Source organism: Photobacterium sp. 270122K (assembly GCF_059941365.1).
Genome location: NZ_JBPOEN010000009.1, coordinates 146,370 through 162,579 on the forward strand (window position 1 = coordinate 146,370; position 16,210 = coordinate 162,579).

The 16,210-nt window shown below is 52.2% G+C and carries 17 protein-coding genes; 4 read left to right on the forward strand and 13 right to left on the reverse strand.

Translation table 11 applies throughout. The features are described 5' to 3' along the window. Window positions 1-5: 5 nt before the first annotated feature. Both cpxA and ACSF8W_RS16865 read right to left on the reverse strand, forming a co-directional pair. A complete protein-coding gene (cpxA, locus tag ACSF8W_RS16860; protein ID WP_500848362.1) occupies window positions 6-1,367 on the reverse strand; it encodes an envelope stress sensor histidine kinase CpxA in 1,362 nt (453 codons plus the stop codon). Then, entirely contained in the window at window positions 1,367-2,059 is a 693-nt protein-coding gene (locus ACSF8W_RS16865) for a response regulator (RefSeq protein ID WP_500848363.1), read from the reverse strand. Before ACSF8W_RS16865 ends, cpxA begins: the two co-directional genes overlap by 1 nt. A 181-nt stretch (window positions 2,060-2,240) precedes the next feature. Between ACSF8W_RS16865 and ACSF8W_RS16870 the strand changes: the two genes are divergently transcribed. Together ACSF8W_RS16870 and pfkA are read left to right on the forward strand one after the other, a co-directional pair. Beyond that, complete coding sequence (locus tag ACSF8W_RS16870) at window positions 2,241-2,729, forward strand: CpxP family protein (RefSeq protein WP_500848364.1); 489 nt, start codon at window positions 2,241-2,243, stop codon at window positions 2,727-2,729. A 563-nt stretch (window positions 2,730-3,292) separates the two neighbouring features. Beyond that, on the forward strand, window positions 3,293-4,255 hold the full coding sequence (gene pfkA, locus ACSF8W_RS16875) for a 6-phosphofructokinase (RefSeq protein ID WP_428475952.1): 963 nt from the start codon (window positions 3,293-3,295) through the stop codon (window positions 4,253-4,255). Between the two features lie 106 nt (window positions 4,256-4,361). Here pfkA and tpiA read toward each other — a convergent pair whose 3' ends face one another. Next, window positions 4,362-5,132, reverse strand: coding sequence for a triose-phosphate isomerase (gene tpiA / locus ACSF8W_RS16880; protein WP_500848365.1), 771 nt, complete (start codon window positions 5,130-5,132; stop codon window positions 4,362-4,364). Between the two features lie 371 nt (window positions 5,133-5,503). Here tpiA and ACSF8W_RS16885 point away from each other — a divergent pair, with 371 nt between their 5' ends. Then, window positions 5,504-5,851: a 5-carboxymethyl-2-hydroxymuconate Delta-isomerase gene (locus ACSF8W_RS16885; protein WP_500848366.1), complete on the forward strand. Its 348-nt coding sequence runs from the start codon at window positions 5,504-5,506 to the stop codon at window positions 5,849-5,851. Between the two features lie 14 nt (window positions 5,852-5,865). On the opposite strand, the gene ACSF8W_RS16890 is transcribed toward ACSF8W_RS16885, so the two are convergent. The 6 genes from ACSF8W_RS16890 to ACSF8W_RS16915 form a co-directional block, all read right to left on the reverse strand. Then, a complete protein-coding gene (locus ACSF8W_RS16890; RefSeq protein WP_500848367.1) occupies window positions 5,866-6,243 on the reverse strand; it encodes a DUF3135 domain-containing protein in 378 nt (125 codons plus the stop codon). A 36-nt stretch (window positions 6,244-6,279) separates the two neighbouring features. Then, a complete protein-coding gene (locus ACSF8W_RS16895; RefSeq protein WP_500848368.1) occupies window positions 6,280-7,023 on the reverse strand; it encodes a ferredoxin--NADP reductase in 744 nt (247 codons plus the stop codon). A gap of 13 nt (window positions 7,024-7,036) precedes the next feature. After that, window positions 7,037-7,654, reverse strand: coding sequence for a helix-turn-helix transcriptional regulator (locus tag ACSF8W_RS16900; RefSeq protein ID WP_500848369.1), 618 nt, complete (start codon window positions 7,652-7,654; stop codon window positions 7,037-7,039). 238 nt (window positions 7,655-7,892) lie between these two features. Beyond that, entirely contained in the window at window positions 7,893-8,900 is a 1,008-nt protein-coding gene (gene glpX / locus ACSF8W_RS16905) for a class II fructose-bisphosphatase (protein WP_500848370.1), read from the reverse strand. A gap of 246 nt (window positions 8,901-9,146) precedes the next feature. Continuing rightward, window positions 9,147-10,661, reverse strand: a complete 1,515-nt coding sequence (gene glpK, locus ACSF8W_RS16910) for a glycerol kinase GlpK (RefSeq protein WP_500848371.1) — start codon at window positions 10,659-10,661, stop codon at window positions 9,147-9,149. A gap of 75 nt (window positions 10,662-10,736) precedes the next feature. Next, complete coding sequence (locus tag ACSF8W_RS16915; protein ID WP_500848372.1) at window positions 10,737-11,588, reverse strand: MIP/aquaporin family protein; 852 nt, start codon at window positions 11,586-11,588, stop codon at window positions 10,737-10,739. A 656-nt stretch (window positions 11,589-12,244) separates the two neighbouring features. Between ACSF8W_RS16915 and zapB the strand changes: the two genes are divergently transcribed. Further along, a complete protein-coding gene (zapB, locus tag ACSF8W_RS16920; protein ID WP_500848373.1) occupies window positions 12,245-12,487 on the forward strand; it encodes a cell division protein ZapB in 243 nt (80 codons plus the stop codon). A gap of 103 nt (window positions 12,488-12,590) precedes the next feature. Here the strand turns inward: zapB and rraA are convergent, their stop codons facing one another. From rraA to hslV, 4 genes are all read right to left on the reverse strand, one after another. After that, window positions 12,591-13,076, reverse strand: a complete 486-nt coding sequence (gene rraA / locus ACSF8W_RS16925; protein WP_500848374.1) for a ribonuclease E activity regulator RraA — start codon at window positions 13,074-13,076, stop codon at window positions 12,591-12,593. 158 nt (window positions 13,077-13,234) lie between these two features. Continuing rightward, a complete protein-coding gene (locus ACSF8W_RS16930; RefSeq protein WP_500848375.1) occupies window positions 13,235-14,146 on the reverse strand; it encodes a 1,4-dihydroxy-2-naphthoate polyprenyltransferase in 912 nt (303 codons plus the stop codon). A 148-nt stretch (window positions 14,147-14,294) separates the two neighbouring features. Continuing rightward, a complete protein-coding gene (hslU, locus tag ACSF8W_RS16935; protein ID WP_500848376.1) occupies window positions 14,295-15,626 on the reverse strand; it encodes an ATP-dependent protease ATPase subunit HslU in 1,332 nt (443 codons plus the stop codon). After that, the gene (gene hslV, locus ACSF8W_RS16940) at window positions 15,619-16,164 is read right to left on the reverse strand and encodes an ATP-dependent protease subunit HslV (RefSeq protein WP_428475965.1); all 546 of its coding nucleotides are present in this window, start codon (window positions 16,162-16,164) and stop codon (window positions 15,619-15,621) included. Before hslV ends, hslU begins: the two co-directional genes overlap by 8 nt. Window positions 16,165-16,210 lie beyond the last annotated feature (46 nt).

Here is a 16,210-nt window from a genome sequence, read left to right on the forward strand (position 1 = left end):
GCTGATTACCCGCTAAGCGGTAAGGCAATGGTGACCATCAACCCACCTAGTGGACTGCGGCTAGCGTTGATGGTGCCGGAGTGCTGGCGGATCGCGCTGTCGGTGATCGCCAGTCCCAGTCCCGTGCCCCCGCTGCTGCGATCACGGGCGGTGGAGACGCGATAGAACGGCCGGAAAATATCACCAAGTTCCGGTTCTGGTACCCCTTCGCCGTTATCTTCTACCGTGATAGTGAGTTGCGTATCACTCGGTGTGAACGTCACACGAATGGTGTCATCGCCATATTTAATCGCATTACGAATGACATTCTCCAGTGCACTGATCAGCAGGTTAGGATTACCACTGATCGGCCACGGCGACAGGGGGGTGTAATGCAGGTTTTTACCGCATTGTTCCGCTTCAAAGCTGGCATCTTCCAGCATCTCATACCACAGTGTGTGTGCATCTGAACATGCGCGTTGTTCATGGCTGTTGACCTGCATACGCGAGAGCTCAAGTAATTCACTGATCATCGCTTCCAGTCGTTCCGCTTCGGTATCAATGCGGGTGAGCTCTTTGCTTTCCCCTTGCTTACGCTGTGCCAGAGCCGTGGCCATACGCAGGCGGGTTAACGGCGAGCGCAATTCATGGGATATGTCAGAGAGTAACCGCTGCTGACCGCTGACCATGTTATTTATGGCACCGACCATCTGGTTGAAACTGGCACCGGCTTGCTGAAACTCGCGTGGGCCGGATTCCAGCTTCGGATCGACCTCGAATTCCCCTTTCGCAACGCGTTCGGCGGCTTGCTGTAAGTGCCGTGCAGGGCGTGACACGGCCCAGGCGAGCCACAGTAATAACGGTGTACTCACCAGCATGGTAAACAGCAGCAGTTGCAGCGGCTTATCCAAAATACGGATGAAAAATGGCGGTGGCTCACGCCAGAACCGGCCGACGTACATCAATAAGGTGTCGTTTTGGTAGGTGACCGTAAACGGGCCGGCCATCATCCAGCGGCCATAGAGTTTTTGTCTTGGGCTGCTTGGGCTGTCTGCCATGGTGATGAAATTGCGTAAGGCCTTATTACGCCCTTGAGGCGCAATGATTTCGCCTTCTGTAGTGGTGAAATAGAGTTGGTGGCCTTTGTGTCTGTCATGTTCGGTAAAGCGCTTTAACCGTTTTTTCAGTGGGCCATCGGTTTGTGCGAGCTCATTGGCAATTTCGTTTGCCCCTTCCTGCAAGCGCTGCAGTTGTGGTTCTGGGATCGTATGTTGGGTACGCGGATCCAGATTCGGCAACAAGATCAGGCTGAGTACCACGATCATCAAGGTGAGCCAAAACACCGCAAAAATACGGCCATAGAGGCTGGAAAACTGCGGCAATTTCATTAGGCATCCTCAACCAGCAAGTAGCCTTTGCCCCGCAAGGTTTTGATCCAGGTTTTGCCGTCATCACGAGCAGGCAGCTTCTTACGCAGGTTCGACACATGCATATCAATGGCGCGATCGAAGGGAGCAAGGCGCTTGCCGAGCACTTCAAGACTCAGTTCATTTTTGGCGATGATTTTGCCCGGATGCTGAATGAAATAGCTGAGGAGGGCCAATTCGGTGCCCGTCATCTCGATCGGTTGCCCCTGACACAGCACTTCTTGCCGGCCGGGGTAGATTTCTATCTCTTGGTAGCGCAAGCATTCCGGCCCACTCTTGTGGGCTTGGTTGGCCACTTGGGTGCGGCGTAATACCGCGCGCATGCGGGCTAACAGTTCGCGATCACTGAAGGGTTTAGGCAGGTAATCATCGGCGCCTAACTCTAAGCCGAGCACGCGGTCAATCTCTTCGCCTTTGGCGGTGAGCATTAATACCGGTGTGACGTGCTTTTCCCGCAAACGGCGGAGCATTTCCGTCCCGTTCATGATCGGCATCATGACATCGAGCAAGATCAGATCCACGCTCTCATCCACCTTGGCTAAGCCTTGTTCGCCATTGTTGGCTTCGATCACCTCAAACCCTTCCAGTTCGAGAATATCCGTCAATAGAGCGGTGAGTTCCGTATCATCATCAACAAGCAGAATTTTGGCCATGCGGGCACCTTTATAATCATCGTGTAGGCTTAAGTATCCCTAAAGCGTTGGAGTACGCCAAGCAAAAGCCACCTAGCTTTACGCTATTTTACGTTCCCTCGACAGCCCTTTACCTTGTAGACGGTAAGCTTACTCCATACCCACAACGTTACGCTGATAAAGCAACCTGGAGACGAACACCATGACCTCATTGAAAAAGACCTTGGCCCTTGTGATTGCATTGCCGTTGGCACTCGGTTCCGCCTCTGCATTGGCTTACGGTGGCGGTAAACACCACAAAGATGGTGGTAAGCACGGCTGTGGCATGCAAGATCGCAGCATGTTCCGCGCCTTAGATTTGACCGATGCCCAGAAAGACGAAATGAAGGCGTTGCGTCAAGCCAACCGTGAAGCGATGCACAGCGATAAAGTGGCGCATCGCAGCGACATGCAGGCACAGCATCAGAAAATGCAGCAATTGGTTTTGGCGGATAACTTCGATGAAGCTGCAGTCCGTGATCTTGCGAAGACAATGAGTGAGCAGCAGATCGATCGTCGCGTGGCCATGTTGAAGCAACGCCATGCCATGATGCAGATCCTGACCCCTGAGCAGAAGACCCAATACCAAGCGCTAAAAGCAGAGCGTATGGAAAAATGTCAGGCAAAAATGGCGGAAAAACACGCCAACTGAGTAGGCTCACTGCAACGCAGACATGATGGCTGCCACATTTTGTGGCGGCTTTTTTTTTGTTAATTTGTCGAAATAATGGGTAATAAATCACCCAATGCGTTTTTTTTTGTTATTAATTTACATCCTAAAAAAGCTATACTTCGGCATATTGCCCAGTCAGTGCAGCCTCGCGGCGTGATTATCAAGGATGAATGCAGTATCGCCCATGGTTATCCCCTTGGCTTCGCCTTACTGGAGGCGCTGGTGCCACGATATAGACGTGTACCATAGCGTTGATCTATCCGATCCGCTGTGTGTAAAGATGGCATCAGCCAGTTGCGACCGGTTTCGATTCAGATCACCGGTGATCCCTTTGGCGAGGAATCTTTGACCCGCCCGTGCAGTCTCAGGGGATCGTGATGTGAATCAACAAAATTTTTTATCAAAATTGTAATACTCCTACATTAGTAGGAAAGTTACAGTTTTCACAGGCACAGGCCATAAACGGTTTGTGGTGCCAGGCGGGGAACCTTGGCAACCTGTGTCGGATTTGAATTTTCAATTCCCAACGTCAGAGGGTAACCATGATTAAGAAGATTGGTGTATTGACCAGTGGTGGTGACGCACCTGGTATGAACGCGGCAGTTCGCGGTGTTGTGCGTATGGCATTGTCAGAAGGTATCGAAGTTTACGGTATCTACGATGGCTACCAAGGCCTGCATCAGAACCGTATCGCTAAATTGGATCGTCAGAGTGTATCTGATGTGATCAACAAAGGCGGTACATTCCTGGGTTCAGCACGTTTTCCTGAGTTCAAAGAAGAACATGTGCGCGAACAAGCGATCGAAAACCTGAAGCTACACGGCATTGATGCATTGGTCGTGATCGGCGGTGACGGTTCATACATGGGTGCGAAGAAGTTGACTGAAATGGGCTACCCATGTATCGGTCTGCCGGGCACTATCGATAACGATGTAGCAGGGACGGATTACACTATCGGTTACCTGACTGCGATGAATACTGTGATTGACGCGATTGACCGTCTACGTGACACGTCATCGTCTCACCAGCGTATTTCTATCGTAGAAGTCATGGGTCGCCACTGTGGTGATTTGACCCTGATGTCTGCGATTGCAGGTGGCTGTGAGTACATCATCACCCCAGAAACGGGCCTAGATAAAGAAAACCTGCTTGAGAAAATCAAGGAAGGTATCGATAAGGGCAAGAAGCACGCGATCATTGCGATCACTGAGCTGATGACAGACGTGAACGAGCTGGCGAAGTACATCGAAGATGAGACTGGCCGTGAAACCCGTGCAACCGTATTGGGGCACATTCAGCGTGGTGGTCAGCCAACAGCGTTTGACCGTATCCTAGCGTCTCGCATGGGTGCTTACGCGGTTGAGCTATTGATGGAAGGCCATGGTGGTCGTTGTGTGGGTATCCAGAATGAGCAAATGGTTCATCACGATATCATCGATGCGATTGAAAACATGCGTCGTCCAGTGCGTAAAGAGCTTTACGAATTGGCGTACAAACTGTTCTAAGTTTGCTGCCTAATTGATAAAAAAAGCCGACGCGATAGTCGGCTTTTTTGTGCACAAAAAAGGCCACCTCGCGGTGACCTTCTTCAATGACCATCAAGTGTGATGATTATTTTTTCGCTTCAGCGGCTGCTTTAGCGATCGCTGCAAAGCTTGCTGCGTCAAGTGCTGCACCGCCGACTAGCGCGCCGTCGATGTCAGGTTGTGCAAAGTAAGCCGCTGCGTTTTCTGGCTTAACAGAACCGCCGTACTGGATCACAACGTTCTTTGCTACGTCTTCGCTCTTCTCTGCGATGTGCGCACGGATTGCTGCGTGGATACGCTGTGCATCGTCAGCTGTTGCTGCTTTGCCCGTACCGATAGCCCAGATTGGTTCGTAAGCGATGATTGCACCGTTTAGCGCTTCAACGCCTTGGGTGTTGATCACTGCGTCAAGTTGACGTGCACATACTGCAACGGTTTCGCCCGCTTCGTTTTGTGCTTCAGACTCACCGATACACAGTACAGGTGTTAGGCCGTGCTCTTTTAGGAACGCGAACTTCTGTGCCACGAATTCGTCAGACTCGTTGTGGTACTCACGACGCTCAGAGTGGCCGATGATGATGTGGCTTGCACCGAAATCTTTCAGCATTACTGGAGAGATATCGCCAGTGAATGCGCCGTTTGCGTTCACGTCAACGTTCTGTGCACCAAGGATGATTTTGCTTTCCGCTTTACCGATTAGCTGCTCAGCAAGGTCTAGGTACATGGCTGGTGGCGCGATAGCTACGTCAACACCTTCTACACCGTTCAATTCAGCATCTAGGCCTTTAATTAGGTTAGATACCATTTCCTTGCTGCCGTTTAGCTTCCAGTTACCCATAACCACAGGATGGCGCATAGCTTTTCTCCAAATCAATTTGATGTAATAAATGAATACCTAATAGCGTAACGTGCTGAGCGGCGAAGAATTGTGACCGAAGGCACACGCAGATCGCTATGCTGTGAAGTATCGCTGTAACTATATAACAATTTTGGAAGTTAATTTACTGTCCGAAATCATTTCTCTGTCTGGTTGTACCTTTTTCATCGCAAAAAGTGAACCGCTGCGCGGAAATATTTTTCATCGGGGGGGATCTGGCTGACAGGGGGACGGCATGAATAGGGTGATGCAGGCAGAAAAAACACCATGGCCTTTTGGTTTGTCGAAATAGTATCCGTTATTGTAGGGTAATACAGGCAAAATAAGAGAAAGCACAGGGAGAATGTGAGATGCCAAATTTAGTGATGGAATACGCGGAACCGGTGGCTGAACGGGTGAATATTCCCGGCTTGCTGGCGGATTTACATCAGGTGTTGCTAGCCAGTGGTGTGTTTGTGCCGGATACGGTGAAATCGCGGGGCTATTCTTGTCAAACGTGGTTGGTAGGGGAAGGCGCCGACATTGATACCTTTATTCATGTGCAATTGAGCCTGCTGGCCGGACGTGATGCCGCGGTGAAGCGTGAGTTATCCCGCGCATTAATGGCCGTGCTGGAGCAACACGCGACGGCGGTGACCAGCTTGACCATTGATGTGCGTGATATGGATCGTGATTGCTTTTTGAAAGTCAGTCAGTGAAACCGCCAGTGTGGTTAGTTGTGTTCGCTATCGTCTGACGGTACCGGGCGATGGCAGGGTGACACAAACGGGTGAATGTCTGCCTGTTGTGCCGTAAGGGCGTCCGGCGTAGTGACGGCCAATGCAAAGCGTTTGAGTTGCTGCTGAAGTTCAGCCATCAGCAGCATGTTGGTATGGTTTGGATTACGCCCGCGGGCAATCACATGATTGATATGACTGAGTTGAGCTTGCAGACGCGGTTTCATCGCGGCGTTGGCACGCGCGATGATCTGCTCGCTCAGGCGCAGACGCAGGGCTTCCAGCGCCTCGGGATCATTTTCCGCCATGGCTTTCAAGGTATCAAAATCGGGCAGTGCGGTATCGGGGTGATCGTTGTTGGGCGTATTGTCCATCGCTTTCTCCCTCGTATCGGGTGGCCTTGGGCTTGCTTACCAGTAATGCTCCATGGTGATCTGGCCGGGTTGGCGGCGCAGGTTTTTTTGAAACCCTCGGGCTTCCAGTGCGGCTTTGGTGTCTTTTACCATCTCTGGGTTGCCGCATAGCATGATGTGGCTACGCTCGGGTTCCAGCGACAGGCCGACGTGGCGTTCGAGCATACCGTCGGCAATGGCTTGCGGGATCCGACCGGGCAAAGCGGGGGGCGCTGGCTCACGGCTCACGAACGGTTGCACGACCAATTGGTCGGGGTAGCGTTCTTGCAGTTGATTGATTTCCGCTTGATAGCTGAGGTCCGCCGAAAAGCGTACGGCATGGCTGAGCACGATTTTACGAAATCGCTTCCACACGGTGGGTTCACGCAATATCGACAGGTAAGGCCCAATCGCGGTGCCGGTGGCGAGCAGCCAGAGATGCTCACTGTCGGGAATTTCATTGAGGATGAAAAAGCCATTGGCACGGGCGGATATAAAGACTTTATCCCCCGCTTCCAGAGCATGAAGGCGAGGCGAGAGTATGCCATCGGCGACCCGGGTGGCATAGATTTCAATCTGAGCGCTAGTGGGTGGATTGACAAACGAGTAGGCACGCTGGATCATTTTTCCGTCAATTTCCAGCCCCAACTTGGTGAACTGACCGGCCTTGAAGGGTTCAATGTTGGCCTCTAGGACAAGGCTAAATAAATCGTGGTTCCAGTGTCGGTTTGTGATCACCTTAGCGGGAATCCAGTCAGCCATAATGCTCTCCTCGTTATGATTTTATTATGCGATACGCACAGCGCCTCTCTCCGGCGATAATGTGTTCCTTGCGTTCTACGTGATACTCCTCGCCCAGCAGTTGCTGGAAGACCGTGAGTTCAGATTGGCAGAGTGATGGGCAACGGTGGGCGGCGTGGCAAATCGGGCAGTGGTTTTCAATGAAAAGAAACCCTTCGCCGTGTTGTTGGTAGTCTGCCATGTAACCTTCCTGTTCCCTGAGTGTAGTCAGGATCTGCAGTTTTTCTTCTAAATTCGCCGCCCCAGCCAGTTTGTCTTGATAGTGAGTCAGGGTGTGGGTTTCACGGCGTGCAATCACTTGTTGCAGGCCGTCATGACCAAACAGCGTTTCAACAGAATCGAGGGTTTGGATCAGCAAATCATCATGCCGATTGGCAAACTGCTTGTGCCCGTTTGGGGTCAAAAACCAGTGACGGGTCGGACGACCGACTTTAACTTTGACGTCCTTAAAACTGACCAATCCATCGGCCTCCAGCCCTTGCAGATGCTGACGCACCCCCATACTGGTGAGCTGGAATGTTTCGGCTAAGCGCTTGGCCGTTAAGGGGCCTTCTCGCTTGAGCTGATACAGGATTCTGTCAATGGTTTTCATGCTGCTGTCTCTGTTGTGCTGTTGCGGAAAAAATCACCGTTACTTAATTATTATGTAACCAGCTAAATAAATAAAGCAACTGCTTTACAAAGTCGATGATAATTTGAGGGAGAAATGACGCGTGCGCGAATGCTTGTGAGAGGGGCGGTACGTTGACAGGGAGGAGTGACAGAAAAACAACAGGCGCCATGACGGCGCCTGATGTGAAGAGCTTATGGCCTGCTGGCCTCGGCGAACCTTACAGAATGTGACCGACGATGGCGGCATCTTTACGGTCGAGGTAGTGCGTCGACTTGATGCGGCGGATGGTGCGGCATTTACCGCGGATCAGCAGGGTTTCAGTGGTCGCGATGTTGCCTTGGCGGTGAATACCCTCAAGCAGGTCACCTTTGGTGATCCCGGTGCCGGCAAAAATCACGTTGTCGCTCTGCGCCATGTCTTCCATGCGCAGCACGGTATTTGGCGTAATGCCCATTTCATGGCAGCGATCAATTTCGATCTGACCCAAACGGCGGTTTTCTTCGGTGTCGCCTTTCACTTCGTGACGTGGGATCAGACGGCCGTGCATGTCACCGCCCAATGCGCGGATCGCAGCGGCAGAGACAACGCCTTCCGGTGCGCCGCCGATGCAGTACATGACATCCACTTCGCTGTCTGGCATGCAGGTTAAGATAGATGCGGCCACATCCCCATCCGGGAACGCAAACACACGTACGCCCATCGCTTGCATGTCAGCAATGATGTCATCATGACGCGGTTTAGCCAGTGTCGTCACGACCAAGTCAGACAGGGGTTTACCCAGTGCTGCGGCAATGTTTTCAAGGTTTTCTGTTAGTGGCTTGGCCAAATCGATCACGCCTTTGGCCATCGGGCCCACGACCAATTTTTCCATGTACATGTCAGGGGCTTTCAGGAACGAGCCTTTTTCACCAGCCGCCAATACGGCCAGGGCGTTATTCTGGCCCATGGCCGTCATACGCGTGCCTTCGATAGGATCGACCGCGATGTCGACCGCATCACCACCCATACCGACTTTTTCGCCGATATAAAGCATCGGCGCTTCATCGATTTCACCTTCACCGATGACGATCTCACCTTCAATCTCAGTTTGGTTGAGCAGGGTACGCATCACTTCAACGGCGGCGCCATCTGCTGCGTTTTTATCACCGCGGCCAAGCCATTTATAGCCAGCCAGCGCGGCACCTTCTGTGACACGGGAAAATGCCATCGCCAAATCGCGTTTCATGGTAACTCCAGAAATAGAAATCAGTGGGCTTGGGGCGGCAGGGAGGCATCCATTCTGCTGCCCGCTCGATCTGGCGGCGATTCTAGCATAGCTGGCGGTGAAACGTTTGCGTTAAAACAAGATTGGTTCCTATGGGGCGTGTTTTTGCGGCACGAAGACGGTAGGTGAGAGCGAAAAAAGGCCTGCAACAGCAGGCCTTAACGTGTGATGGATGAGAGAGGGAGAAGACGGGTTAGATGTCTTGGATTAGATATCTTCTTCCACCGCCCAGCCTTTGGCGCATTCAACGGCACGTTTCCAACCACGGTAACGGCGACTCCGTTTACCGTCATCGGCACATGGCAGGAATTTACGGTCAATTTCTGCTTTGCCTTGCAGCTCATCAATACTGCCCCAGAAGCCGACCGCCAGACCCGCCAAGTAACCCGATCCCAATGCGGTGACTTCGGTCACTACGGGACGGTGTACTTCGGTGTTCAGGATGTCAGACTGGAACTGCATCAGGAAGTTGTTGGCCACCGCACCGCCATCGACACGTAGCGACGCCAGCTCAATGGTGGAATCGGCTTGCATGGCATCCAGTACGTCACGGGTTTGGTACGCGACACTTTCCAGTGTGGCACGGATGATGTGGTTCGAGTTTACGCCGCGGGTCAGGCCCACAATTGCGCCACGGGCATACGGATCCCAGTAAGGTGCGCCCAAGCCCGTGAAGGCCGGTACCACATACACGCCGTTCGCACTGCCGACTTTCTCTGCAAAGTATTCAGAGTCTTTGGCATCGTCCAGCAACTTCACTTCATCACGTAGCCATTGGATGGACGCGCCTCCCATGAAGACAGCGCCTTCAAGGGCATACGCCACTTCCCCTTTCGGGCCACAGGCAAGCGTCGTCAGCAGGCCGTTATTGGATTTCACTTTTTCTTTGCCGGTGTTCATCAGCAAGAAACAGCCCGTGCCGTAGGTGTTTTTCGCCTGGCCGGCTTCCACACACATTTGGCCAAACAGCGCCGCTTGCTGATCGCCCGCAATGCCCGCGATAGGAATACGGGTACCGCCTTTACCCCCGATGTTGGTCTGGCCGTATACTTCAGACGATGATTTCACTTCCGGCATCATCGATAGCGGAATATCGAGCGCTTTCAGCAGTTTCTCATCCCACTGCAGGGTGTTGATGTTAAATACCATGGTGCGAGAGGCGTTGGTGTAGTCCGTGACGTGTACACGGCCTTGGGTCATCTTCCAGATCAACCAGGTATCGACGGTACCGAACAACAGGTTACCGGCTTCTGCTTCTTCGCGTGCGCCTTCAACGTTATCGAGGATCCATTTGATCTTGGTGCCAGAGAAATACGGATCCACCACTAAACCAGTGTTTTCACGGATGTACTCTTCTAAACCGGCTTCTTTTAACGTTTCACAGGTATCCGCGGTACGGCGGCACTGCCACACAATCGCATTGTGAACCGGCTTGCCGGTGTGTTTGTTCCACACAATGGTGGTTTCACGTTGGTTGGTAATACCAATTGCCGCCACTTGATCCGAGCGGATCCCGGCTTTGGCCAATACTTCAACCAGCGTGGAGCTTTGGGTGGCATAAATTTCGAGAGGATCGTGTTCTACCCAGCCCGCTTTCGGGTAAATTTGGGTGAATTCACGTTGTGACGAGCACACAATGTTCGCGTTGTGATCAAGCACGACAGCGCGTGAGCTCGTGGTGCCCTGATCAAGTGCAACAATGTACTTTTGCTCTGTAGTCATGACGGTTTCCTCTAATTGTCATTGTATAAGGGTAGTAGAGTCGTTTGTTCTTCGTTTTGTTGTTATAGCGTGTGATCAGGCGTTGGCGGTTTCGTTATCGCCGGTCTTTTCACACTGGTTTGGCAACGTACAGTTATTGCCAGGCAGGTACAGGCCGATGGCTTTCGGGTACAACCAGCCACCAAATGCCGCACCCAAAATAGGCGCCATGATCGGGACTATCATGTAAGGGATGTCTTTACCGCCGGTGAGCGCCATGTCGCCCCAACCTGCAAGGAAAGCAAAGAATTTCGGGCCGAAGTCACGTGCCGGGTTCATCGCAAAGCCGGTCAGTGGACCCAGTGCGCCACCAATGACGGCAATCAACACACCGATCAACAGCGGTCCCATTGCGCCACGTGGTGCCCCGTTTTTACCGTCACCAATCGCCAGAATGGCAAACATCAGCACCGCGGTGATCACAAACTCCACGGCGAAAGCGCCCATGAAAGACAAGGCTGCGTGCGGGTAGGTGGAGAAGATCCCGGCGGTTGCCAAGCTCTCGACTGAACCACGAACAATGTTATTGGCCGCTTCGTAATCACTGAACAGGTTGCTGTACAGGCCGTAAATCAATGCGGCGCTGGCGAAGGCCCCCAGTACTTGGGCGGCAATATAAGGTAAGACTTTCTGTTTATCAAAACCGTGAAAAAGGGCGAGGGCAATAGTGACGGCGGGATTGATATGGGCGCCAGAAACGCCAGCGGTACAGTAAATCGCGATGGCCACACCGAGGCCCCACATAATACTGATCTCCCATTGGCCGAAGTCGGCGCCGGTTAAGACCATGGCGGCGACGCAGCCGACGCCAAAGAAAATCAACAATCCGGTACCGAGGAACTCAGCGAGGCATTCACCGAGCAAAGCATGCTGTTTTGAGTGGGTCATGGTTCAGTCCTTTTGTCTTAATATCGTAGGGAGGTGTTGCTGTTATCATCGTTATGGGCGCTAATTTACGCGAACTCCCAAAGAATGACATTGAGCAGGTCACAAAATGTGCGTTCGCTCATTGGTGTCTTTTTTAAATTGAGCGTTCGCGCAAATTTTTCCGTGCTACGGTCTGGGAGCGAGGGGGGATCTGAGAGGGAAAAGGGCTGTCAGCCCCGGATTGGGAAGGCTAAAAGAGAAGGATTGTCGTCAACGTGCAGATATAAAAAATCCGACCCAAATAGGCCGGATATATGCCAAGGTGGCAAAACCTTGGATAACTCCAAGTAGAGATACGATCAGGACAAAAATTAGCACGAGGGCAAAGAATTAACCTCGATTTTGATCGCAAATTTCTTCAATCTCTTTCTGTGAAAGCCTTCTTTACCTCATGCTTTGAAAAGTAAAATTTTACTTCTTTGGATGGCCGCGCTAGACGAAGGCAAAATTTTCATCAAATTTGAGCAAAATTTCCCCATTTACAGCAAAGCATGGTATTTGTAGGTGTCAGAAGGCGATGGCCTCGTTATTATAAGACGTAATGAATCGTAAACGTGCCTGTGGGAACTTGCCTTAACGGTTAGGGCAAACAGATAGGCTGAATACAGGTGGACAATATGTCATTAGAAATGTTGGAAAAGCTGGAAGCCAAAGTACAAATGGCTGTTGATACAATTTCTTTGCTGCAAATGGAAATTGACGAACTAAAAGAACAAAACGAGACGTTGCTGACGGAAACACAAGAGCTACGCTCTGGTCGTGCAGCATTGTCTGAAGATAACGACAAGCTACGTAATGACCATGAAGCATGGCAAGAGCGCGTTCGCGCATTGCTAGGCAAAATGGAACACGTTGAGTAAGCCTTCGACGTTGTCAGCGGGCCTTGCGAAAGCCGCCTGCAAAAAAACAGAGCCCATGGGCTCTGTTTTTTTATGCCTGTGTGTTGAGATCCGGTAAGACCGCTTAGTCGATATCGAGCGGCTCTGGGGAGAGGATCACCCCGGTATTGTCGGCATACAGGTGATCTTCAGGCAAGAAGGTGACCCCACCAAAGTTAACCGCTACATCCACTTCGCCGATACCTTGTTCATCGGCCCCGACCGGGATGGACGCCATGGCATGAATGCCGATATCCAGCTCATCCAGTTCGTCGACATGGCGAACACAGCCATACACGATGATCCCTTCCCATGCGTTGTGGGCCGCCCGTTGTGCCAACTCGGCGTCAATGAGTGCGCGGCGCAGTGATCCCCCGCCATCAATCAACAGGATGCGTCCCGCCCCCGGTTCGTTCAGCACTGTGCTGATTAACCCGTTGTCTTCAAAACATTTAATGGTGGTGATTTGGCCGCCAAACGAGTTACGACCGCCGTAAGAGCTGAACATGGGTTCCACGACATCGATCTGGTCGAGGTAGATGTCGCAGAGTTCGGACGTGTTGTATTCCATAAGCGCGCTTCTTCTTGTGACAATTGAAAAGGGATCGCTATGACGCCGGTCTGGTTGATACCCAACGAATAAGCGTTAACTGGTTGAAGTATAATCAGCAAGAGGGAGCAGATACAAGGCGAAGACGGGGATTGTCATCGCCTTGTTGTGTCGCACGGTCAGGACGCGGCCAAGACCATGCCAGCGGCGAACAAGAGGTTGGTCAGCAAGGCACACTTCACCATGGTCGCCATCATCGGACGCAATGCGGCGCCATCGGTGGATTGCATCACTTGTTTGCCGTGCTTAAACAACAGTGGGGCACTCAAGATGAACAGCCAGCCAAACGGGGAGTGAATTTCCAGCGCGGCAAACAGCGCCAGACAGATCACGCTGCCGATCAATAAGAACAGGTGGTATTTGCGGCCCCATTCCGGTCCCATGCGTACCGCTAATGTCAGCTTGCCACAAGCGCGGTCGTTATCAATATCACGCAGGTTATTGATGTTCAGTACGCCCACGGCGAGCAGGCCACAGGCGGTGGCTGGCAGCATGATGATGGAGTCAATTTGCCCTGCTTGCAGGTAATACGTGCCTGCAACGCCCAGCCAACCGAAGAACATCAAGACCGATAAATCGCCCAAGCCGCGGTAACCGTAGGGTTTGTTGCCCACGGTATAGGCGATAGAGGCGAGAATGGCCATGACGCCCAGCAGCATAAAGCCAAGCATGTCGTGCAAATTGTTGGTGGCCAGTAAGATCAGGCTCAGACCACTGATGATGGTCAGCACGATATTCAGCACCATGGCTTTGCGCATGGCATTGGGCGTGACTAGCCCCGATTGGATCGCACGTTGAGGCCCTAAACGTTGGTCGTTATCGGTGCCTTTGACGGCATCGCCGTAGTCGTTAGCAAGGTTAGAGAGAATTTGAAGTAAAAGCGCGGTCAACAGGGCAAGACCTGCGATCACGGCAGAAAAGCTGCCTTGCCATCCTGCTACTGCACTGCCGCATACGATAGAGGCGATGGCCAACGGCAGGGTTTTAGGCCGTGCAGCATCGAGCCAAATGGCGAGAGAAGATGATTTCATAGTGTGGACTTTTGCCAGTGAACGAGTGTGGAAGACCATTATTATGGCGTAACTGACGTAATGGGCAACTTTATCGCCCGATAGTTTGCTTGAGAACAAAAAAACGGCACGCAAGCGTGCCGTTGATAGCATTGGGTTTACACTCTGGTTACAGAATGAAACGGCTCAGATCTTCGTCTTCCACCAATTCACCCAGACGCGCGTTCACGTAAGCGTCATCGATCTCGATTTTATCGCCGGACTTTTCGGTCGCATCAAACGACAACTCTTCCATCAGACGCTCCATCACGGTGTGCAGACGACGGGCACCGATGTTCTCGGTACGCTCGTTCACCTGCCAAGCCGCTTCGGCCAGTTTGTCGATACCGCTTTCAGTAAACTCGATGTTGACAGATTCGGTGGCCATCAAGGCTTTGTACTGCTCGGTCAGTGAGGCGTTTGGCTCGGTCAGGATGCGCTTGAAGTCACCACTGGTCAGGGCTTCTAGTTCAACGCGGATCGGCAGACGGCCTTGCAGCTCAGGGATCAGATCCGATGGCTTCGCCACCTGGAATGCGCCGGATGCCACAAACAGGATGTGGTCGGTTTTCACCATGCCGTGCTTGGTGGAGACAGTGCTGCCTTCGACCAGCGGTAGCAGGTCACGCTGTACGCCTTCACGAGATACGTCTGGGCCTGACGATTCGCCACGCTTACAGATTTTGTCGATTTCATCCAAGAACACAATACCGTTGTTTTCAACGGCAAAAATTGCCTGCTCTTTCAATTCTTCGTGATTCACCAGCTTGGCGGCTTCTTCTTCGGTTACCGCTTTCATCGCGTCTTTGATTTTCATCTTGCGCTTTTTGGTGGTGTTACCAGCCAGATTCTGGAACATGCCCTGAAGCTGGTTGGTCATCTCTTCCATGCCCGGCGGTGCCATGATCTCTACGCCCATTTGCGAGGCGGCGACATCGATGTCGATCTCTTTGTCATCGAGCTTGCCTTCACGCAGTTTCTTGCGGAAAGACTGACGGGTGGTGGAGTTTTGGTCGGCTTCTTCGTTCTGGCCCCAAGCGTCGCGCGCCGGTGGCAGCAGAATATCTAAAATGCGTTCTTCCGCTTGCTCTTCCGCACGGAAGCGCACTTTTTCCGTGGCCTGCTGATGGGTCATCTTGATCGCCACATCCGTTAAATCACGGATGATGGTTTCCACTTCTTTACCCACATAACCGACTTCGGTGAACTTGGTGGCTTCAACTTTGATGAACGGCGCGTTAGCCAGTTTGGCCAAGCGACGGGCGATTTCGGTTTTACCGACACCGGTCGGGCCGATCATCAGGATATTTTTCGGGGTCACTTCCACACGCAACTCTTCAGGGAGCTGCATACGGCGCCAGCGGTTACGCAGGGCAATGGCCACGGCACGTTTGGCTTTGTCTTGACCGATAATGTGACGGTCAAGTTCATGGACGATTTCGCGAGGCGTCATTTCAGACATGGCCGTTTCCTTCTCGAGTCTCTAATTCTTCAATGGTGTGGTGGTGGTTAGTGAAGACACAGATATCGCCCGCAATGTTGAGGGATTTTTCTGCGATTTCACGTGCGCTAAGATCGGTATTTTCCAATAGCGCAATGGCAGCGGCTTGGGCAAAGTTGCCGCCGGAGCCGATCGCGATCAGATCGTTCTCAGGCTGTACCACATCACCATTACCGGTGATGATCAGTGAACCCGTTTCATCGGCGACAGCCAATAGGGCTTCCAATTTGCGTAGCATACGGTCAGTACGCCAGTCTTTCGCCAGTTCCACCGCTGCTTTTAGCAGGTGGCCCTGATGCATTTCCAGCTTGCGCTCGAAACGTTCAAATAGAGTGAAGGCATCAGCTGTGCCGCCAGCAAAGCCTGCAAGTACTTTGTTGTTATACAAACGGCGCACTTTGCGAGCGTTACCTTTCATCACGGTGTTGCCCAGTGAAACTTGGCCATCACCTGCGATAACGACTTTACCGTTTCGACGAACAGATACGATAGTGGTCACGGTGTTACCTCTTTGAGTCTTGCCCAGCGAATACTGGGATCTGTAT